The 19,842-nt window shown below is 41.7% G+C and carries 17 protein-coding genes; 9 read left to right on the forward strand and 8 right to left on the reverse strand.

Annotation, left to right across the window (positions count from 1 at the left end; all coding sequences use genetic code 11):
• Positions 1-48 precede the first annotated feature (48 nt).
• On the forward strand, positions 49-1,131 hold the full coding sequence (locus tag L0B18_RS17685) for a quinone-dependent dihydroorotate dehydrogenase (RefSeq protein ID WP_234573206.1): 1,083 nt from the start codon (positions 49-51) through the stop codon (positions 1,129-1,131).
• On the opposite strand, the gene porW is transcribed toward L0B18_RS17685, so the two are convergent.
• Positions 1,121-3,859, reverse strand: a complete 2,739-nt coding sequence (porW, locus tag L0B18_RS17690) for a type IX secretion system periplasmic lipoprotein PorW/SprE (protein ID WP_234573207.1) — start codon at positions 3,857-3,859, stop codon at positions 1,121-1,123. The two genes, L0B18_RS17685 and porW, sit on opposite strands and share 11 nt — an antisense overlap.
• 38 nt (positions 3,860-3,897) lie before the next feature.
• The gene (gene pyk, locus L0B18_RS17695; RefSeq protein WP_234573209.1) at positions 3,898-5,337 is read right to left on the reverse strand and encodes a pyruvate kinase; all 1,440 of its coding nucleotides are present in this window, start codon (positions 5,335-5,337) and stop codon (positions 3,898-3,900) included.
• A gap of 127 nt (positions 5,338-5,464) precedes the next feature.
• Between pyk and L0B18_RS17700 the strand changes: the two genes are divergently transcribed.
• Positions 5,465-6,898 carry a GWxTD domain-containing protein gene (locus tag L0B18_RS17700; RefSeq protein WP_234573211.1) on the forward strand — a complete coding sequence of 478 codons (1,434 nt, stop codon included), beginning with the start codon at positions 5,465-5,467 and terminating at the stop codon, positions 6,896-6,898.
• A gap of 71 nt (positions 6,899-6,969) precedes the next feature.
• Here L0B18_RS17700 and L0B18_RS17705 read toward each other — a convergent pair whose 3' ends face one another.
• Positions 6,970-7,422: a BrxA/BrxB family bacilliredoxin gene (locus tag L0B18_RS17705; protein WP_234573212.1), complete on the reverse strand. Its 453-nt coding sequence runs from the start codon at positions 7,420-7,422 to the stop codon at positions 6,970-6,972.
• Positions 7,423-7,613: 191 nt separating this feature from the next.
• On the opposite strand from L0B18_RS17705, the gene L0B18_RS17710 reads away from it, so the two are divergent.
• Positions 7,614-8,414, forward strand: coding sequence for a hypothetical protein (locus L0B18_RS17710; RefSeq protein ID WP_234573213.1), 801 nt, complete (start codon positions 7,614-7,616; stop codon positions 8,412-8,414).
• A 61-nt stretch (positions 8,415-8,475) separates the two neighbouring features.
• On the opposite strand, the gene L0B18_RS17715 is transcribed toward L0B18_RS17710, so the two are convergent.
• Positions 8,476-9,084, reverse strand: coding sequence for a superoxide dismutase (locus L0B18_RS17715; protein WP_234573215.1), 609 nt, complete (start codon positions 9,082-9,084; stop codon positions 8,476-8,478).
• 210 nt (positions 9,085-9,294) lie between these two features.
• Between L0B18_RS17715 and sthA the strand changes: the two genes are divergently transcribed.
• The gene (gene sthA, locus L0B18_RS17720) at positions 9,295-10,749 is read left to right on the forward strand and encodes a Si-specific NAD(P)(+) transhydrogenase (protein WP_234573217.1); all 1,455 of its coding nucleotides are present in this window, start codon (positions 9,295-9,297) and stop codon (positions 10,747-10,749) included.
• A 90-nt stretch (positions 10,750-10,839) separates the two neighbouring features.
• On the opposite strand, the gene L0B18_RS17725 is transcribed toward sthA, so the two are convergent.
• Entirely contained in the window at positions 10,840-11,547 is a 708-nt protein-coding gene (locus tag L0B18_RS17725; protein WP_234573218.1) for a DUF429 domain-containing protein, read from the reverse strand.
• 142 nt (positions 11,548-11,689) lie between these two features.
• The gene (gene aspS, locus L0B18_RS17730) at positions 11,690-13,468 is read right to left on the reverse strand and encodes an aspartate--tRNA ligase (RefSeq protein ID WP_234573219.1); all 1,779 of its coding nucleotides are present in this window, start codon (positions 13,466-13,468) and stop codon (positions 11,690-11,692) included.
• A gap of 98 nt (positions 13,469-13,566) precedes the next feature.
• On the opposite strand from aspS, the gene L0B18_RS17735 reads away from it, so the two are divergent.
• Both L0B18_RS17735 and L0B18_RS17740 read left to right on the forward strand, forming a co-directional pair.
• Positions 13,567-13,998, forward strand: coding sequence for a hypothetical protein (locus L0B18_RS17735; protein WP_234573220.1), 432 nt, complete (start codon positions 13,567-13,569; stop codon positions 13,996-13,998).
• Between the two features lie 201 nt (positions 13,999-14,199).
• Entirely contained in the window at positions 14,200-14,844 is a 645-nt protein-coding gene (locus L0B18_RS17740; RefSeq protein ID WP_234573221.1) for a response regulator transcription factor, read from the forward strand.
• 249 nt (positions 14,845-15,093) lie between these two features.
• Here the strand turns inward: L0B18_RS17740 and L0B18_RS17745 are convergent, their stop codons facing one another.
• Positions 15,094-15,906, reverse strand: coding sequence for a hypothetical protein (locus L0B18_RS17745; protein WP_234573222.1), 813 nt, complete (start codon positions 15,904-15,906; stop codon positions 15,094-15,096).
• Between the two features lie 260 nt (positions 15,907-16,166).
• Here L0B18_RS17745 and L0B18_RS17750 point away from each other — a divergent pair, with 260 nt between their 5' ends.
• The 3 genes from L0B18_RS17750 to L0B18_RS17760 are packed head-to-tail and all read left to right on the forward strand — an operon-like array spanning position 16,167 to position 18,616.
• On the forward strand, positions 16,167-17,015 hold the full coding sequence (locus tag L0B18_RS17750; protein WP_234573223.1) for a glycosyltransferase family 2 protein: 849 nt from the start codon (positions 16,167-16,169) through the stop codon (positions 17,013-17,015).
• Between the two features lie 9 nt (positions 17,016-17,024).
• Complete coding sequence (locus L0B18_RS17755) at positions 17,025-17,783, forward strand: 7-cyano-7-deazaguanine synthase (protein ID WP_234573224.1); 759 nt, start codon at positions 17,025-17,027, stop codon at positions 17,781-17,783.
• A gap of 20 nt (positions 17,784-17,803) precedes the next feature.
• On the forward strand, positions 17,804-18,616 hold the full coding sequence (locus L0B18_RS17760; protein WP_234573225.1) for a hypothetical protein: 813 nt from the start codon (positions 17,804-17,806) through the stop codon (positions 18,614-18,616).
• Between the two features lie 20 nt (positions 18,617-18,636).
• Here the strand turns inward: L0B18_RS17760 and L0B18_RS17765 are convergent, their stop codons facing one another.
• Positions 18,637-19,728: a sugar-transfer associated ATP-grasp domain-containing protein gene (locus L0B18_RS17765; protein ID WP_234573226.1), complete on the reverse strand. Its 1,092-nt coding sequence runs from the start codon at positions 19,726-19,728 to the stop codon at positions 18,637-18,639.
• Positions 19,729-19,842: the final 114 nt, after the last annotated feature.

Raw genomic sequence — 19,842 nt, forward strand, 5'->3', positions numbered from 1 at the left:
TAACCGTTCACTCTGTACCTTTAAGAAAACGCGTTCGGACCCAAAACTATGTATAAATATTTAGCCCGGCCTCTGTTATTCCGGTTATCTGCGGATACAACCCACGAGGCCACTGTTAGATTTGCTTCCTCCGTGGCCCAGCATGAATGGATGAAAAAAGCAGTAGGATCTATCTATTCCTACTCCGACCCAAGTCTCGAACAGAATATTTTCGGGTTGAAGTTTCCTAACCCCATTGGAATCGCCGCCGGCTTTGACAAGAATGCAACGATGGCCCCGGTTCTATCAAAAATGGGTTTTGGATACCTCGAAATCGGAAGTATAACTGCGAATTCATCTACAGGAAATCCCAAACCAAGAAGCTTTCGCCTTCCGGCCGACCGGTCCCTCATCAATCGCCTCGGATTGAATAACGATGGTGTTCAAACCATTTCAAGACGGTTAAAAAAACTGGATCTGCCGATTCCCATGGGTATCAATATTGCAAAAACTCATGATCCATCCATTACGGGAGAGGACGCCATCCAGGATTATGTGTACAGTTTTGAAATTCTAAAGAATATTGCCGATTACGTTACACTGAACATCTCCTGCCCCAATACAACAGAGGGTAAAACATTTGAAGAACCTGAAACGCTGAATGCTTTACTCGAGCATCTTGAGATTGGAAAAGATTCAAGCCTTCCCCCGGTTCTTATAAAATTTTCTGTTGATCTTGAAGACTCTCAGCTTGAAGAACTGATTTCCATTTGCGAAGATCACGCTATTGACGGATACGTTGCAACCAACACATCCTCCAAAAGGGTAAACTTAAAATCTTCTTCTTCGGTCGTTGAAAAAATTGGAAGAGGTGGGTTGAGTGGTAAAGCAATAGCAACGAGAAGCACCGAAATGATTCGGAAAATTTATGCCCAAACCAAAGGAGAAAAAGTAATTATTGGTGTGGGTGGAATCAGCACAACCGAAGATGCCATTGAGAAACTAAAAGCCGGTGCCGATCTTTTACAAATGTATACTGCTCTTGTCTATGAAGGGCCAGGAATTGTGAGAAAAATCAATAAAGGATTGGCTCAATATCTTGAGAAGCATGGAATTGAGCATATCTATCACATCCGAAAAATCAGAGATTGAACGGAAAAATAACCGTGCACTGAACAGTCTCTTCTTCCTCCGGAGGAGTAAAGCGAAGGCTATTTTCAATACCGGCTTCTACCGCCTGGGGAATGCCTGAGCGATCCATTTTGCTGATTTGTTCGTAGGATTGTATCGTTCCGTCCGGTGCAATTGTAAAGAGGTATTCCAATTCTCCCCGAATAGAAACGTCATTCGTCCAGGACGGATAACTTAGTGAATTCATAAACGAGTCGATCCCGCCGTCAACATTTACATTCATTCCCAAATCACTGCATCGTTGATATTCCGACAATTCCTCTCCATCCAACCCATCGAAAGCCTGTTCAAAAGCTTCATCAAAAGAAGAATCCGCAAGTGCGGAATCAGCACTTGGCTTGGCGAGTGTTTGTTGCAGGATTTGAACCTGAGGCATGATTTTACTTGAAGAATATTGATTTTCAATTTGGGAAAGGACGGTCCGGGAGCTGTCCCAGTAAGCACCTTCAAAGGGAAAAACATCGGAAAAATCCGGTTCGGAAAGTGTTGAATCTGCGATCTGTTGCCAATGCTGTAATTGTTCTTCGGTCAGGCTTGTATCTGAAAGTATTACCTGCGCTGAATCTTTCAGAGCCTGAAGCTCATCTTTTTGGGATTTAAATGCTTCTTCTCTCTCGTACCATTGGCGAATCGACTCATCGAAACCAGGTTGGTTTTTGGCCTCTTGCATGTAATTTTTCGCTTTGTCTAAAAGTAAATATGGGCGAATATTTTCATTGGATGTACTGTCCGATAACATCACCAATTCGTTTGAAGCCGTGGCAGAATCACTTGCAAAAAAAACATACTCAGGTTGTGGTTGAGCGGCAGGCTGATCAGATTGTTCTCCCTGTTCAATGTCAAGTCGTTCTGCAAGGCGGTTTGAAAAATTCGCGGCTGAATCTCTCTCTCTGAGTTTTTGATACCATTGCCTGGCCTGATCAGGATTGTTATTCAAAAGTTCAACTTCTGCAATGGAGTATATGGACTTTGTAATTAGCTCTTCATCGTATCCGGAATCAATCACTTTTTGATAATAAACCTTTGCGCTGTCCGGCATATCCAAGGAGAGGAAAAAGACATTTCCAAGCCGATAGTTCAGAGCTTCGATTTCCGATTGCATCTGCGTTTTCGCTTCTTCCGAAAAGGGAATATCACTTGTATCGATGGTGGGCTCGATACCTGTGGAGGTCAACTCCCTGTTGAGGCGTTGATTCGATTCTGTACTGCCTTCACTTATTTGATCAAACCGGCTGCCGCTCACAGCTTCACGCCGACGCCAGTTATCGGCCAAAGGACGATCGCCCCAAACAGCCTGGAATTGCAAACTTGCATCGGCAAGCCTTGGTGGGCTTTCGATATTCAAAAATCCATATTCCGCTGTGGCAGCGGCCTGTACGGGTTCCTCGCTTGAATCGACAACCAGCATTTGGTTTCGCTGATCATTTATTTCCTCAAGCTCCTCTTCCATTCTCTCCAGTTCCTGTTGTCTCAGTTCCTCGATAAATGCCTCCAACTCTTCCGGGTCCATTTCAGCAAGATTCATCAAACTGTCTTTTCCTGCAATATCTCTTTTGATGGAGACATATTCCCCAAAAGAAGTGGCCAGTTCCCGTGCATCAAAATCTTCAACCAGCAATGATTGATCCACTCTTTGAGAAGCTGCCGAATCGAAATAGGCGGCAGCCAGTCCAAGATCTCCCCTATCATCGCGGTATATCTCTCCCAAACCATAATAGGTTTTGGCTATGGTGATATTGGCAGGCGTCTGGGCCCGATCCGAAAGTACATTATTATAGCTTGTGATGGCTGCATCTACATCTCCCTTCAAGTGAAGGCTACGGGCAATTTCATACTGAAGATCACTGCGGTATTCAAGAAATTTATCATCGCGGCGGATTCTCCTGTAGATGCTAACCGCATAATCATAATTTCCGATTTGCCTCGACACTTCGGCTTGTTTTCGAAAGGCATTGAACTCAAGATCAAAATCTGTTCGGAGTTCGTTGATCCTGTTGTAAGAAAAAAGGGCTCGATTTAAATCACCCATCCGTTCAAAAACCTGGCCCAACAGAAATTGAGTCCGCGCTTTTTTCTCGTCACTCTCTATATTCGTGAGTGAGTTTTGAAGATGTTCTGAAGCGGTCACCCAGTTCTCCCGCTCCGTGTAAAGCTCGCCGAGAACAATATCCGCCTCTGCTCTCCAGTGAGGTGTCCACTCCATATCACCATCCATTTCAAACTCCAGGATTTCTATTCCCTGATCGAAGTTCGACATTTCCAGATAGGTCAAACCCAGCCAGACAATTGCCTCCTGCCGGTCTTCGCTGGTTGCAAGCGCGTTTAGCTCCTGGAATTTTTCGAGAGCGGCAAAATATTCAGACCGGTAGTAATAAGATTTCCCGATAATGAATAACGCCGGTATTACATATTTTGAATTCTCATGACTTCGAAGAATGCCGCTCCCTTTTTCAATCGCTTTTTCAAAATCTTCCAAACCAGCATTGGTTGGTGAAGGGTGAACCCGAATGGGCTGGTTTGGATTGATTTCCGGAAGCTGATTCAGATTTTTTTCCAACCCGGAATTGTAAAACTTCTTGGCGTTGTAAAATGTGTTGTAGTATGCTGTAAAATTATTCCATCCTTGCTTCAGACTTCCGCAGCCTGCAAGCAGAAATGCAAGAACCGTTATTTGAACAGCTTTTTTCACATTAGTTAAACGCCATTCTTCCAGGCAGCGTATTTAATTTAGGAGTCTTTAATGGTGCTTACTTTAATCATATTGGTTCGGCCTCGTTTTGCCAATGGAATTCCTGTAGCAATAATTACTCTATCTCCACTGCTCACCAGTCCGTCTTCCAAAAGATAATCTTCCATCATTTTCACGCTCATATCGGTATCAAAAATTTCATCGAGCCGTACGGAACTCACACCCCAAACCAAATTTAACTGGCGCCGCACAATCTGGCTTTCGGTAAATGCCACAACCGGAACGCGGGGCCTGAATTTGGCAATTCTTCTCGCGGTATTTCCGGAATGTGTAATCGTGCTGATTGCTTTAGCATCCACGTTGTCGGCAATTGTAACACACGAATAGGCAAGCGATTCAATAACCTGTTTCTCTTTCCAATCGGGCTTTCTGTATTTCAGGCTGTAGTAAATAGAAGAGGCATTATCCTCAACAGATTTAATAATCTTAGCCATCGTTCTAACCGCTTCGACCGGGTATTTTCCGGCTGCTGTTTCACCTGAAAGCATTACCGCGTCCGTTCCGTCAACAACGGCGTTCGCCACGTCTGAGCTTTCTGCACGGGTTGCCCGCGGATTATTAATCATGGAATCGAGCATTTGCGTAGCTGTGATAACCGGTTTCCCGGCCATACGACACCGTTCAATAATTTTTTTCTGAACCAGCGGAACCTGCTCACTCGGGATCTCAATACCCAAATCGCCGCGGGCCACCATAATTCCGTCCGCTTCTTCAATAATTTCATCAATCACTTCAACAGCTTCCGGTTTTTCAATCTTGGCGATAATCGCTGCATTACTATTTTTTGCGCGAATCCGGGAAATTACATCCTGCACATCGCGGGCCGACCGTACAAAAGACATCGCTACAAAATCCACACCTACATCCAGCCCAAACTCCAAATCCCTGATGTCTTTCTCAGTAAGGGACGACATGGAGATATCCACATCCGGGAGGTTGACCCCTTTTCGTGATTTCAAAACTCCTCCCACAACCACTTTCGCTGTTAAATCAGAACCATTCTTTTTGATGATTTTCAACTCAAGAAGGCCATCATCAACTAAAATCTGGTTGCCCTCCACAGCATCCTGAGCAAGATTGGGGTAATCAATGGGAACAACTTCACTGGTTCCTTCAATATTTTCGGTTGTTAACTTTACGATGGATCCGGTTTCAACAAACTGGCCACCATCTTTCATATTTCCGACGCGAATTTTCGGACCCTGGAGATCCATCAAAACCGGTAGAGAGTATTGATGCTTTCGGGCAACTTCACGAACATAGCCAATGGTTCGCTTGTGATCTTCGTGCGAACCGTGAGAAAAATTAATTCGAACAACGTTCATTCCTGCCTGGTAGAGTTGTTCAATCCCTTCCAGGGTATTACTACTTGGACCTAATGTACAGACAATTTTAGTCCTTCGGGCACTTCCTAACATAAATATGCGTTTGTTATTGAGAAAATTTTTGAATAGATAATATAAATACTGCTAAAGGTAAGCAATTATCCCGCAGTTTATACTGTTATAATAATGCAAACTTAACTTTCTGATGACTTCCGCTTCCATGAAAACCAAATTTAAAACGGCAAGCCTGTTGATAATATTACTTTTTACAGGATATGCAACAGGTTGTGTTCGCTCATCAAACCCCGATGTTGAACGAGGTTCAACATTTCGTTTCCAGGATGGATATCCAGAAGTAAGAATGTCTTCTATCGGCTTACTGAGCGAAGATGATCAAGCGTTAGTAGACATTACCACTGATATTGTTCTTGGAAGTTTAATCTATTCAACAAAAGACAGCGTACGATCGGCGCAGGTTTCTCTTGAAATTCGAATTCTTGAAAAAGAAGGAGAATTCACAAAAACGGTTCGCCGAGATTTTAGTGTAGAAGCCGACTTCGCCGCCGGCTATCAAAGCCAGGAGGTGTTTACCCATCAAGAATCTATTGAAGTAGAGCCAGGTGACTACGATGTTACTGTAACCGTTTTGGATCAGTCCTCCGGCAAGGCAACCAGCCGATCGAGCGAGGCAGAAATACCCGATCCGGAAAATCCCCAGATCAATTTAACAACTGTTCGCCTTCTTGGTAAACCAAACGCCGAGAATATTAGAGCAACCCCTCAGTATACTCCCATTACCACGTATACCGTTTCGGCCGGGTTAGATAGTCTGAAGTTTATGTTTCAGGTTACCAATAACGATATGGAAGATCCACTGGAAATTCGTTCCCGGCTTTTAAAATATGAGGCGGATACTTCTGTTGCACGCCCCATGAATTATAATAACTACAGCCCCTCAACCTTGCCATACGTGGGTGTGGAAATGAGAGGTCCGGAGGAAATCGATTTTATAACACGGCGCCTGGACCAACCCGGAAGTGTATTGATTGAATTTAAATACGCAATGCTGGAGAAGGGTACATACCGTTTTGAAGTTGAAACTACCGATGAAAATGGAGATGAAGTTTACAAAGCCAGGGATTTCTCTATTAAAAGTGAGCACTACCCCACCGTGCAAACTCCCCAAGAACTGGCCCGTCCTTTAATTTATTTGATGGACAGGGGCGAACATGAAGAAATGATGGAGATCCAGGATTCCGACTCCCTTAAAGCAGCCATTGACCGTTTCTGGTTGTCGCACATCGGTAATATGAACAAAGCAAAATCCGTCATCAGCCTTTATTATGAACGGGTTGAACAGGCTAATAAACAGTTCACTAATTTCAAAGAGGGCTGGAAAACCGATCTAGGAATGATCTACATTTTATTTGGCCCGCCCTGGTATGTAGACCGATATCTGAATACAATGGTCTGGTCATATTCTTATGACAGAACGGATCCCAGGTATAACTATACCTTTGAGCGGCCTCAAATGAAAAATGAATTCTTCCCCTTCGACAATTATTTACTTCAGCGAAATCAGGGATACTTCAATATCCAATACAGGCAGATTCAGCTTTGGCTCTCCGGAAACATTCTGACCACACGAATTTAAACAAAAAAAGGCTTGTCTCTTTCTCAAAGACAAGCCTTTTAATTTTGTGGTAAAAATCAGGATAACTGAAATCAGCCTTTATCCTGACCTTCTTTTATAAACGCATCAAAAACCATTTCCAGATCCTGGGCAACTTCTTCGCGGGTTCGCCCTTCAATTCTGTGTCTTGGTATCATAGCTTTGATTTCGCCGTCTACAAAAAATGCAAATGCCGGTGAAGATGGAGGATACTCACTAAAATATTCTCGCGCCCGTGCAGTCGCTTCCTTATCCTGGCCGGCAAATACCGTTACCAGGTGATTCGGTTTTTGAGCCGTATTTTCTAATGCGATGGAAAGTCCGGGACGGGCATTTCCAGCTGCACAGCCACAAACAGAATTAATGGCCATCAGCATTGTTCCCTTATCATATTCTTTCATAGCCCGGTCAACATCTTCGGGAGTTTTAAGCTCTTCAACTCCTACATCCGTAAGTTCTTTCCTCATCCAGGAGGTATCGGGGCCTACGCCAAATCCAAATTGCATAGCAGTTTCGTTTTGTTTGAAATTTACACTCAAAATATAACGATAATTCATCACTTTTAATACCAGCGGGTCTTCTATATTTATTATGAATCCGTTAGTTAAAATTGATGATCAAAATTTCATTTCATTTTTAAATATTCGCTCTTTATTCTAATTACCACTCATTTAAAAAATACAGAAACCCGATGTCTATGATTTACCAAAGATTATTTCTGCTGCTCTTTTTATTCGTTTTTCTTCTGAACTGTTCTGGTCCGGAGCAATTAACGGTTCATCAGGAAGATCAACCCATAGAAGTTGACGGAAGTCTTTCGAACTGGAATACAAACGAAGCACTGCTAAAATCGGACGATGGTGTTGATTATTATGCTACCGTCGTTGGAAATAATCTCTATCTGTTTGTGGACGTAAAAGGAATTATGAAGTACAGTGCTATTACCAGATCGGGTTTAATTGTTTATTTAAGTGATTCTGAAGAGAACAGGAAACGCTCCGGCCTGGCTTTTCCTCCGGGATCTTTCAACCTGCTGAGGCAATATCCCAATGCATTTGAGGAATTTACAACGGACATGGAGTGGATGCGCCAACCCGAAAATACCGAGCTCATGGAAAACCTTTCGGAGCAACTATTTTCCAATATTATGATTGTAGAACGCCCACTGGGAAATAACGATCCAGAATATGGATTTATCGATAAGTCTCAGCTGGAAATTGACGGCTTTGAAATTGCAGGAAATGAAGAACAGCGATTTATCTCCATGGAAATGAAAATTCCACTGGGCGAGACATCCCTTTTTAATCTCACGAAAGATCAAATCTGGCTCGGGTTTTCTATCGAACCGCCGGATTTTAATTTCCGGGACGAAAGTTCTTCAACGCCAAGCCAACGGGACAATTATGGGCAACGAAGCCAGCGACAGGCAAATATGCGGTTTGCAATGAGCCGAAATTTGGGCGAAAACGATGAATGGTTTCTTATCGACTTGAATTAGGCAAATAAAAAAAGGCGCTCAAATGAGCGCCTTTTTAGTTAAATCAATCTTGAATGCGCGTTTACTTGGCATTCTTGTAATTCTCTTCAACCTGATCCCAGTTAACAACATTCCAGATTGCAGACAAGTAATCCGGACGCTTGTTTTGGTAATTCAGGTAGTAGGCATGTTCCCAAACATCAACGCCCAAAATAGGGGTTAATCCATGCATGTATGGGCTGTCCTGGTTCGCAGTTGAGATTATTTTCAGATCGCCTGATTTATCTACAACCAACCAGCCCCATCCAGAGCCGAATTGTCCGGCGGCAGTGGATGAAAACTTGTCTTTAAATTCATCAAAACTGCCAAATTTCTCATTGATAGCTTCAGCAAGTTCTCCGGAAGGTTCTCCGCCGCCATTGGGTGACAAAACAGTCCAAAAGAGTGAATGGTTGGCATATCCGCCGCCATTGTTGATAACTGCCTGACGAATGTCTTCAGGAACTTCTTCAATTCTGCTCAACACTTCTTCAATCGGCAGATCCGCAAAAGGATGCCCTTCAAGAGCTGCATTCACCTTATTCGTATATCCCTGATGATGCTTTCCATGATGGATCTCCATTGTTCTTTTATCAATGCTTGGTTCAAGCGCATCATGTTCATATGGTAATTCAGGAAGTTCGTAAGCCATTATATTTCTTTTTTATGATTTAAGTTTACTACTCTAATGTATTTAACGTCAATACGTTAACTATTGGTTCTTACATTACTGATAATATCAAATTAGATCAAAAACGTTCCAACTTTTTTAGCTCCACCAGATATTCATTAAACTTGAGAAGATTTGCTCTTTTATTTCTTCTATCTTTGGTCTTTGAAAAAGAATAATTATTAGATTTTTATGAAGTACGATTACGACGTAATCATTATCGGCAGCGGACCCGCTGGTTTTTCCTGTGCCATGCAAAGCACAAAATTTGACAAAAAGGTACTTATTGTTGAATCGAACGATGCTAACCTGGGAGGTACCTGGGTTAATAAAGGAACGGTGCCCAGTAAAGCGCTGCGTGCAGCGGCAAAACTAATTCAGTCTTACCATTATCAATTCGGTGATGAAAAGGGCCGGAAACCCTACGAACGCTTCCGAATGGAAGATATTATGGATTACAAGCGCCCCATCCTTGAAAGCAAGAACAAAAAAATCAAGGATGATATTATCAAAAATGAGGTAGATACCGCCCGTGGCTGGGGTAAAATTGTTGATAAAAATACGGTAGAGGTTTTTACCAATATCGACAATAAGGAAACCTATACAGCCGAATACATTCTGATATCTACCGGAAGCCGGCCTTCGTCTCCCAAAAATGTAAATATTGATCAGACCAAAGTGCTGGACTACTCATCCATACTGGATCTTACGCACATTCCACGCCGACTTGTGATTGTGGGCAGCGGTATCATCTCGTTTGAGTACGCTACCATCTTTGCAGCATTGGGAACCCGCGTTACCATTTTAAGCGATCTGGATGAAATCCTTCCATTTCTCGATTCCGAAATCAAAACCTCCGTTTTTAAATCCATTCGGAAGAAAAACATTCAAATTTTCAATAACACCACGATTGAAAATATTTCCAGCAATGATCTGAGAACTTGCGACGAAGTTCTTTTCCGAACCAAAACGGACGATCGGCTTCAGGTTGTTGAAACCGATCATGTGCTTTACATCGGTGGAAAAATTCCAAACACAGATAATCTCGGCCTGGACGAATTGGGCGTAAAAAGAGATGCTGAAGGCTATATTGAAGTGAATGATCAATATCAGACCAATATTCCCAACATTTTTGCTGCGGGTGATGTGATTGGTTATCCCGCACTTGCATCCGCATCTTTTCTGCAGGGACGGCTTTCTTCATGCGAAATGTTTGGAAATAAAGTGGTCGCAGAAATGAGCGATACCAGCATGCCATACGGCATTTATTCAATACCTGAAATTTCCGGGATTGGATTAACCGAACAACAGGCACAAGATTTGGATATTGATGTAACCGTTGGCCGCGCCTATTTCGAAAACCTGACCCGCGCCGACCTCAATCATGAAATAGAAGGAATCCTGAAACTCGTTTTCCGAACGGATAACCTGAAATTACTGGGTGTTCATATTTTTGGTGAGCATGCTTCCGATATGATTCATCTGGGCCAAAGTATCATGGCGCATAATGGAAGTATCAAGTATTTCATTGAACGGGTTCTCAATTACCCGACGTACACAGAAGCCTACAAAATTGCGGCATTCAATGGTTTGAACCGAGTGCACAAGGCAGGCGTTAAGTACAAGAAGATTTTGGATAAGAGTTAAAGCTGTTTATCCGCAAGAGCCATCGGATGAATGTTTGAGAGCTTAAAAAATACTTTAAGCACATTCACTCATCCGGTGATTCACTTTAGATTAAACGTAATGAATTGCTTTAATCAACCCGCTTGAGTCTTTTTCCGGGTTTTCAGGAAGTGTTTTTATCCCCTTTTCTACAGATTGCTTTGCACCGAGTGCAAGAGCCATGGAATCCACGATATCATCTTCCTCTACCTCATTTCGCCGGAAATCCTCTTTGATATCCCGGAAAAAATCCTTGGCGATATCTTCCCGTTCGCTCACCAGTGAGAGCCGATGGCGTAATCCTTTCTTCGTGTTCTTCTTCTGAAAAATCATTCCGCCATTCAAATTCATAAAAAGCAGCTCCGGGTGGCTCTCAAAAACCACATTCTGAAGTTCGGGCTCTTCAGTCAGAAATCGATCAACCACTTTTATTTTTGGCGTGATATTCCATGCCTGAACAGTCATTTTCTTTTCGGTGAATTCAAAACTTTGCATGTTGGCTTCCACGTAAGATGGTGCATGCAAAGCCGGACGAATGGGCGGATTAAATACACTTGCCGCGTATTCCGGACCCAGTTTTTTTCGTAGAAGCGCATCGCATTCGCGTGTATATTGGTCATCCTCCAGGCCGATTGGCATATCAATAAAAATACGATCAAACCGATGAAAGGCATCCTTCAAATCATCATCGGTACGCAGTACTTCATATTTGGGATTGTCTTCGTCAAATGTGATCAAAATCCAGCCGGCTTTACAGCCGTCAATTCCGGCAGTTTTCAAATTATTTTCGCTTTAATTGATGGTTGGTTATTAATCGTCATTGGCATTGGATTCATCGCGAGGAGAAGACGCTCCGACGAAGCAATCTATCCGTGGTGATAAATCCTGAGATTGCTTCGCCTGGCTCGCAATGACATACACACTAATTACTTTTTGCAGTATTTCTCAATGAAATATGAAGCTCTCGGAGTTGTTTTTCATCCACTGTGCCCGGTGAATTATCCATCAGGCTCTGTGCTTTTTGATTCTTCGGAAATGCGATGACATCCCGCAGGCTTTGCGCGCCGGACATCAGCATAATCAGCCGATCCAGACCGAAAGCAATTCCGCCATGAGGAGGCGCTCCGTATTTAAAAGCGTTCATTAAAAATCCGAACTTCTCTTCCGCTTCTTCATCATCAATACCGAGTACATTAAACACTTTCTGTTGCAACTCGGAATCGTGAATACGAATGGAGCCGCCGCCAAGCTCATTTCCGTTCAGAACAAGGTCATAAGCCCGTGACTTCACTTTCTCGGGTTCATCATCCAGCAATGCCACATCTTCTGGTTTCGGCGCCGTAAACGGATGATGAAGCGAATGATATCGTAAATCTTCTTTGGACCACTCGAGTAACGGAAAATCCGTAACCCACAAGAATTTCGTTTCATCTTTTCTGATGAGATCAAAATCTTTGGCCACCATTAAACGCAGCGTTCCCATTTGCTTAAACACATCGGGTGACGGACCAGCAAGAATTAACACCAAGTCTCCATCTTTGGCGCCAGATGTATTTGCCATGTTAGCCATGGTTTCATCATCCAGGAACTTACCGACACTACACGTAATTTCGCCTTCCTGAAGCTTCATGAAAATCATTCCGGCTGCACCGGTCTGCGATTGAACGCGTTCGGTCAATCGGTCGAGTGCGCCTCTTCCCATACTTCCCTCACCGGGAACCGTGATGGAAACCACAGCACCGCCTTTGGCAACGGTTGACTGAAAAATTTTGAACTCGGAATCCTTCACATCTTGTGAGATATCATTGATTTCCAGGCCAAACCTGAGATCGGGTTTGTCGGACCCATATTTGTGAATGGCTTCTTCGTATGGCATTCTCTGGAAAGGTGTTTCTATATCCACATCTAAATGTTCTTTCCAAAGTTTTACCATCAACTCTTCATGAGTTGCATAAATATTTTCTTCATCAACAAACGACATTTCAACGTCAATCTGTGTGAATTCCGGCTGTCGGTCAGCTCTTAAATCCTCATCCCGAAAACATTTCACAATCTGGAAATAGCGGTCCATTCCGGAAACCATTAATAATTGCTTGTATGTCTGTGGGCTCTGGGGCAATGCAAAAAACCGCCCAGCATTTACACGGCTTGGCACCAAATAATCACGCGCACCTTCCGGAGTAGAACGCATCAGTACCGGGGTTTCCACTTCAGCAAATTCGTTCTCATGGTAAAAATTGCGAACCGAGTGATATACATCCGATCGTAGCATCAGCTTCTTCTGGATTTCGGGCCGGCGAATATCCAGATACCGATACCGAAGGCGCGTCTCCTCATTTGTCGGAATTCCATCTTTTATCTCGAACGGAGGCGTATCCGCTTTGGAGTAAACGGTCAGTTCGGTAACCTCTACTTCAATCTGGCCGGTAGACATCTCAGGATTTACGGTTTCCTCGTCCCTTTCAATCACTTTTCCCTTCACCCCTATTACAAACTCCGTGCGAAGATCTTCAGCCAATTCATGCAGTTCCTTATTGGTTTCATCGAATACAATCTGTGTAATTCCATACCGGTCCCGGAGGTCGATAAAAATAAGGCCGCCTAAATCGCGCCGGGTATTAATCCAGCCATTCAGCACTACCTCCTCTCCCTCATTACTACTCGTTAATTCGCCACATGTATGGGTTCGGTTCCAACTCATAAAAATCTTATTGATTAAATCTGTATTAAATCGTTTTCTTTGTAAGCGGCAAAAATAATCATTCTGATAACCATTCGCTCATTTGATCTTAAACTTTTATGCAGAACCTTATCCTTATTGCCAATATTTTCAGCAGTTTTGCACTTTCCGGGTTGATTTGGTGCGTGCAAATGGTTCACTATCCATTTTTCCTGCGTTCCGATCAGGTACATTTTGTGGAGCACATCGCGTTTCACAAAAACCGGATATCATTGATAGTAGCCCCATTGATGATTTTGGAACTGGTAACATCAGGCATTCTTTCCTTCCAATCTGAAACGCATACCGGTTTGAATATTTTCGGCTTTGTGGTTGTCATCCTCATATGGCTTGTAACGTTTTCAGTACAAGTACCCCTTCACGGAAAATTATCGAACGGATACGATGAACAAACCATTCAAAAACTGATCCAAACAAATTGGATTCGAACTTTTTTATGGACGGTTAAATCTTTTTCAAGCTTATATCTATTGAATGCTATCATGCCATAATCAAAGCTATCATAAAAAAACTTTACATTTTAGGATAAAGGATTATATTCAAAGTTGTAAAAGAAGGTTGTACAGAGTTTTATAAGTTATGGCGGACATATAAAGCAATCTCCTCTCTTTATTCATGGAATGGAAATTGTCCCACTTTGTTCGCAATTAGATCTATACTTCCTTTAAAAGACGGACCTCTCAGCGATCATTATGGGCAAAGTTCATGTATTAGTTGCGGAAAGTTCTGACATCTACAGGCGCGGGTTAGAAACTGTTTTAAAAGAATCCTCAAAGATCCAGCTGGGGAAAGTCTGTACCTCGGGGAAAGAACTTGTCAGGCACTATAAAAAGTCGTCTAATTCTGTCTGCCTGGTTTCTTCGGGAATATCCGACATGAATATTCATGACCTGATGCAGGAACTTGAAAAGGTCAACAAAAATGCGGCCGTTGTTGTTTTAACTCACTCCACAGAAATCTCGCATCTTAACCAATCTTTGAAAGCCGGTGTTAAAGGTTATCTGACGAAGAATGCTTCCATTGATGAATTGATTCATGTCATCCTCCATGTACATGACGGTAAACAGGCTTTTGGCAAAACGGCTTCACAAATGATGATTGGCAGGTATGCAGACATCACCAAAAAAACGCCTACCGCAAACAAAAAGCTGATTACAAAACGTGAGAGAGAAATCATGAAATTAATCGTGAAGGGTTACACAAGTGCAGAAATAGCAAACCAACTCTTTATCAGCACACGTACTGTAGAAACACATCGGGCTAATCTTATGAACAAGCTCGAGCTAAAAAATACAGCTGCTCTTGTTCGGTATGCCATGGAAGAAAATCTCGGATAACTCAATCATGCTACGTATTTATACGTAATTAAATTACGTTCAAATACTTATTGCAGAAAGCTATTGATAAAAGTATGTTAATTTTGCAAATGGGGTAATAGCCGTCTGTAGATGATATTTAGCAGCATTCTTTGATCGGAATGCTGCTAATTTTTTGCTCTTTAGTTTCAGTTTCCTCACCTCAACACGCCTAAAATAAACAGAAAATCTCGACTGGATATTGTGTTCTGATTTTTCAGAAGAGACGAACTACCTGTTGGTAAATTCTTCGATGAGGTTCTTGAAAAAAGGAATCAAAACTTTTGAGGTTTTTACCTTTTGTTGATGAGACATTTTCCGCGGCGGCCCACCGGGATGGCTGTTTATATCTACAACATAAATCTTTCCATCGCTGTCTCGCAGTACATCACATTCTCCATAATCAATCCCCATTTTTTTATTCATTTCAAGAATGTTGGAAATCTCATCTTCAGCAAAAACCTCATCCGGTTGTTTGACTTCAACCCTATCGTAGTGGCCTGTAAACTGAAATTCATACGGCCGATATTTCAGATAGACAATCGGAATCTTGCCGGCATAAACAGGAACTCTGTATACAACCGTCAGGCCATCAAACCCGGAGATGTTTTTAATTTCTTTTTGATAAACATAATCATCATGAATTTCCTCAGCAGTAATCGGCCCTCCGATAACGGTAGCGAAATTTGTTCCGTTATAAATTGATTTTTTTACAATAGAACCGTGGTAAGTTGTAGGATCAACATCCAGGGAGTAACCAAATATTTCTTCAAAATAGCGGCCGACTAATTCTTTACTCAGATTTGTGCAGTGGCTATTTATAATTTTTTCTCCCCTCTCTGCAAAACGCTGTATATCAGATGGATCGGGAAATGTTGAACTATGCGACCAAAAAATGACATCGCCCTTTTTCTGTGGATTTATTGAAATCTTGTATCCACACAACGCACATAATTTATAGATTACATGATACTTTGAAGGACGGCCGGGATAACAAAGAAGAGTTTTTTCCGGGCTGAAAAACATCCGTAAAGCTCCGGACAAGTTTTTAAAAAATGAAAAGTTTGTATATTCGCGCCTGATTAAAAAAAAACCTCTTACATCCTTCGCGGAAGCATAGATGTCTCGTAAAACATGGTAAGCCGAAATAGGTAATATTTGTTTTGAAAATTTTCTGACTGCCATCAAAAATTTACAGGTAGAATTGTTGCCGGGGAAAAATCATTCAAGTTTAAGCATTATTGGTCTACAAACGAATTGAAAAATAAATTATCTCTTGAAGATCCAAACGTTTTAATTGATCGATGAACATTCATCTGTTTTCATTTATTCGGAACGAAACATACCTGTTGCGTAAATGGATTCCCTACCATGCATCTATTATTGATCTAGATAAAATTCACATTATTGATCATAAATCTGACGAGCCCGGGTGCCTCTCTTTATTGAAGAAATATGAAAACAAAGGTCTGGATGTGACCAAAACATCGAAGGATTTCAGCTTGAAGCACAAGCTTCTCACACAGTTAATGCATCAATATAAATCCGAAGCCGACATTTTGATTCCTCTGGATGCCGACGAATTTTTGTGCTTATCAGAGGATGATCAATCCATGAATGCCGAGCCTGCAGCCATCAAAAAATATCTTGATTCAATCCCCATTAATGGAAAAAAATATTCCTTTAACGTATTTGAAGCCGTTCTGGACCAGATCGATTATGATGACCCTCTCGTGGAAATGAATATTTTTGAACACTTTCCAGCATCAGAAACGGCAAGCGGACCCAATCAGCAAACCAAGACCTTTTACCCGGCAAAAAACTTTGGATATACCGACCAGGGAAATCATAAAGGCGGAGTGCTTCTGGCGCCTAATGATCTTTACAACACCACAAAAATGGCCATCGCTCATTTTCATATGCAGGGGTTCACACATTTTTTGAGCAAACTGGAAAAGGCAGTAGATGCTTACCATTTGGAAGATCTTCCTGAGAACTATGTAGGAACGGGAATGCGTTGGAACCGGTGGTATCATCAAACAAAAGAGCTCAATTATGACCAAAAGATGGCGTGGTTTGAGAAAAATTTCGTAATAAAAGATGCAGGGGTAAAACAAACTACGTTATCAGAAACATTTAAGAATTTGGAATAGACTCGTTTAATGAATTTTGAAGAACCCATTAAACTTCTGTGGACCGGCGGCTGGGACTCTACGTTCCGTCTGCTTCAAATCCTGCTAGAAGAGAAGAAAGAAGTACAACCATTCTACTTTATTGATCCGGCTCGTAAATCTCTTGGCGTTGAAATTCAGTGCATGCATAGACTCAGGAAAAGTATCTTTGAACAATATCCTGAAACTGAGAACCTGATATTACCTACCAACTATATCAACATCGCAACCATTAAGCACGATGAAGAAATTGAACAGGCTCTCCGAACTTTAAATAACTATATCCCTTTGGGACGTCAGTATAGCTGGCTTGCCGGGTTTTGTAAACAAACCAATATCAGTGGGTTGGAGATGTCGATTGAGAATGGTGTGAATGACGATATGGGTTGGAAAAATCTGCCGTTTCTAAAAAACAATTTTTCTGCTGATCCTAAAACCCTTTCTGAGAGAGAGCGGGTTATCTATTCAACATCTAAAACACTATTCAGCTACTTCAAGCTTCCGATCATCAACATCAATAAAAAAGAGATGTTTGAAATTGTAAAACAAAACGGCTGGATGCCTGTAATGAAAAAAACCTGGTTTTGTTATCAACCTTTTTATCTCCCCCTTAAAGGATTGGTACCCTGTGGAAATTGCATTACCTGCAGATTTCAGGAAAAAAGTGACTTCGACTGGACAATACCTACTTATGTAAAATGGTTTCAACGGGCACGTAAATTCAAGAGCAAACTAACCCGTTCAATTTAGCAAACAATTTTCCAGGGGTAATGCTTTCCAAAGAAATAGACTGGCCGCAAACGCAACAAACCTTTTCTTCAGTTCAAACAAATGGAGATACATCTGAGGTTATTGATTTGCTTTGGACGGGCGGATGGGATTCCACTTTCCGGCTTCTTCAAATTCTTCTCCATGAAAAGAAAATCGTTCAGCCTTACTATGTAGTTGATTCCACCAGAAATTCACTCGGAGTCGAAATCTATTTCAGGAATGTTTTAAAAGAAGCGATTTTTGCGCGTTATCCTCAAACCAAAAACTTTCTTCTGCCCACAATTTATATAAATATTGACTCCATTGAACCTGATGACGAGATCCAGCAAGCATATCAGGATTTAAAGAAATATGTACCGCTTGGGAATCAGCATGAGTGGCTGCCACGGTTTTGTAAACAACATCAAATTTATGGGATGGAAATGTCTACCGAAAACGGCTCTACTCCTGAAGAACTTTGGGTAAATTCGAGATTCTTAAAAAATCACTTTTCAGACGATCCTCAAACGCTTTGTGAACGCGACTTTTTTCTTTACCAAACTTCAAAAAAACTCTATAAATACTTTCGTTTTCCGGTTATCCATTTTTCCAAACAGGATATGCTTGACGAAGCCCAAAAAAATGACTGGCTGCCAATCTTAACAAAAACCTGGTTTTGTTATCAGCCGTTATATATTCCCGTAAAAGGGTATGTGGCCTGCGGGAATTGTGTGACATGCAAGTATTTAAAACGAATTGACTTCGACTGGCGAATTCCATTCTACAGCAAATGGATACAGGACCTAAGAAAGTTTATAAAGAAGGTTTCCTGATCTATCCGAAATAAAAAATTTTATTCGGGATACTTTCTCATCCACTCTTCAAATAACTCAGGATAATCGGTATCGATAAGAGCTTTATTTAAAGTACTTTCTACAATGTCGGCTCCCCAACCGATATTTCCTTCAACCACACAGGGACCTTTCTCTGTCAAAGCAATATCCCACCCGAGAAACGCAGTTTTAAAATTGGCGTGAATGTAGAGAGCGTAATCAATTACTTCATCAAAATGAGGCAATCTGCTCCCGACAATGGGCTGATTTGTATCCGGATGATGATCAAAAAGAAAACTTCCATTGATTGGTTTTGCCGCCAAAGCCCTGTTCAGGATTCCGGTTTCCAGATCAATGGGAGCAGCGATTCCACCGAGAGCAAAATTATCAGCATCCAGGTTGCCAATCGGCATTCTCAGAACACAAAATAACGGTTTGATACTATTATCTGATGGCATTCTTGCAGTTACAATTCTGCAGGTGGCTAAGCTACCCGATGTAAACGGAAGCCAAGAAACATGATTTTTTTCGACTTTTTGTACTAGCGTTCCCCGAACTTTTTTCGAGTAGTCAGAAAGAAACGTGTAAATCTGTTTTTTTGAATAAACCTTGCCTTTGTTGTCGGAATACTGACCCTTTTTAAAATAAAACTTCTTTACTCCCTGACCTGATTTTCCGGTAATATCTTTTACAAAAATATCTGATTCAGGAATGTGCAGACTCTCGTTTTCCGGATAAATTAAGGTTCCGTTTTCAAACGCACCAATAACTTGCGGTGAGTGAATGGATTGATTTTGCCAATATTTAAAAAAATTCAGCTTACTTCGTAAGATCTGGTTTTCTTCCAGGTATGATTTACGAACCAATTCGTACTGTACTTCATACTGATCGAAAGCAAACCTGTCAACTTGTTCCCATCGTTCATCTAAAAACAACAGGTAACTTCTGAAGTATTTTGGGTTCACTCCTTTGATAAATGTCAGGTACATCATCCGGCAGAACTGCTGGAAGATCGAACAGCCATATTCCTTTTGGATTACAGGGCCGTAAGTTCTCATCTGCAACAAAATATTTATTCCCCATTTGGCGGAATAAATCAAATTATCTTTCATCCATCTAAAAGTTTGGATGAATGAAAAATCTGACCACCTTTTCAGATCACGCAGGTAATTAAAAAAGAACTTCTTCCGAATATTTAAAATCCGGTTAAACCAACGTTTTGTATC

The sequence above is a fragment of the Rhodohalobacter sp. 614A genome (assembly GCF_021462415.1).
GTDB lineage: Bacteria > Bacteroidota > Rhodothermia > Balneolales > Balneolaceae > Rhodohalobacter.

Bases quoted from the DNA above. Each gene is read 5' to 3' on its own strand.
- L0B18_RS17685 (WP_234573206.1), top strand. From the start codon at position 49: ATGTATAAATATTTAGCCCGGCCTCTGTTATTCCGGTTATCTGCGGAT.
- pyk (WP_234573209.1), bottom strand. From the start codon at position 5,337: ATGTTAGGAAGTGCCCGAAGGACTAAAATTGTCTGTACATTAGGTCCA.
- L0B18_RS17700 (WP_234573211.1), top strand. From the start codon at position 5,465: ATGAAAACCAAATTTAAAACGGCAAGCCTGTTGATAATATTACTTTTT.
- L0B18_RS17705 (WP_234573212.1), bottom strand. From the start codon at position 7,422: ATGCAATTTGGATTTGGCGTAGGCCCCGATACCTCCTGGATGAGGAAA.
- L0B18_RS17710 (WP_234573213.1), top strand. From the start codon at position 7,614: ATGATTTACCAAAGATTATTTCTGCTGCTCTTTTTATTCGTTTTTCTT.
- L0B18_RS17715 (WP_234573215.1), bottom strand. From the start codon at position 9,084: ATGGCTTACGAACTTCCTGAATTACCATATGAACATGATGCGCTTGAA.
- sthA (WP_234573217.1), top strand. From the start codon at position 9,295: ATGAAGTACGATTACGACGTAATCATTATCGGCAGCGGACCCGCTGGT.
- aspS (WP_234573219.1), bottom strand. From the start codon at position 13,468: ATGAGTTGGAACCGAACCCATACATGTGGCGAATTAACGAGTAGTAAT.
- L0B18_RS17735 (WP_234573220.1), top strand. From the start codon at position 13,567: ATGCAGAACCTTATCCTTATTGCCAATATTTTCAGCAGTTTTGCACTT.
- L0B18_RS17740 (WP_234573221.1), top strand. From the start codon at position 14,200: ATGGGCAAAGTTCATGTATTAGTTGCGGAAAGTTCTGACATCTACAGG.
- L0B18_RS17750 (WP_234573223.1), top strand. From the start codon at position 16,167: ATGAACATTCATCTGTTTTCATTTATTCGGAACGAAACATACCTGTTG.
- L0B18_RS17755 (WP_234573224.1), top strand. From the start codon at position 17,025: ATGAATTTTGAAGAACCCATTAAACTTCTGTGGACCGGCGGCTGGGAC.
- L0B18_RS17760 (WP_234573225.1), top strand. From the start codon at position 17,804: ATGCTTTCCAAAGAAATAGACTGGCCGCAAACGCAACAAACCTTTTCT.
- L0B18_RS17765 (WP_234573226.1), bottom strand. From the start codon at position 19,728: ATGAAAGATAATTTGATTTATTCCGCCAAATGGGGAATAAATATTTTG.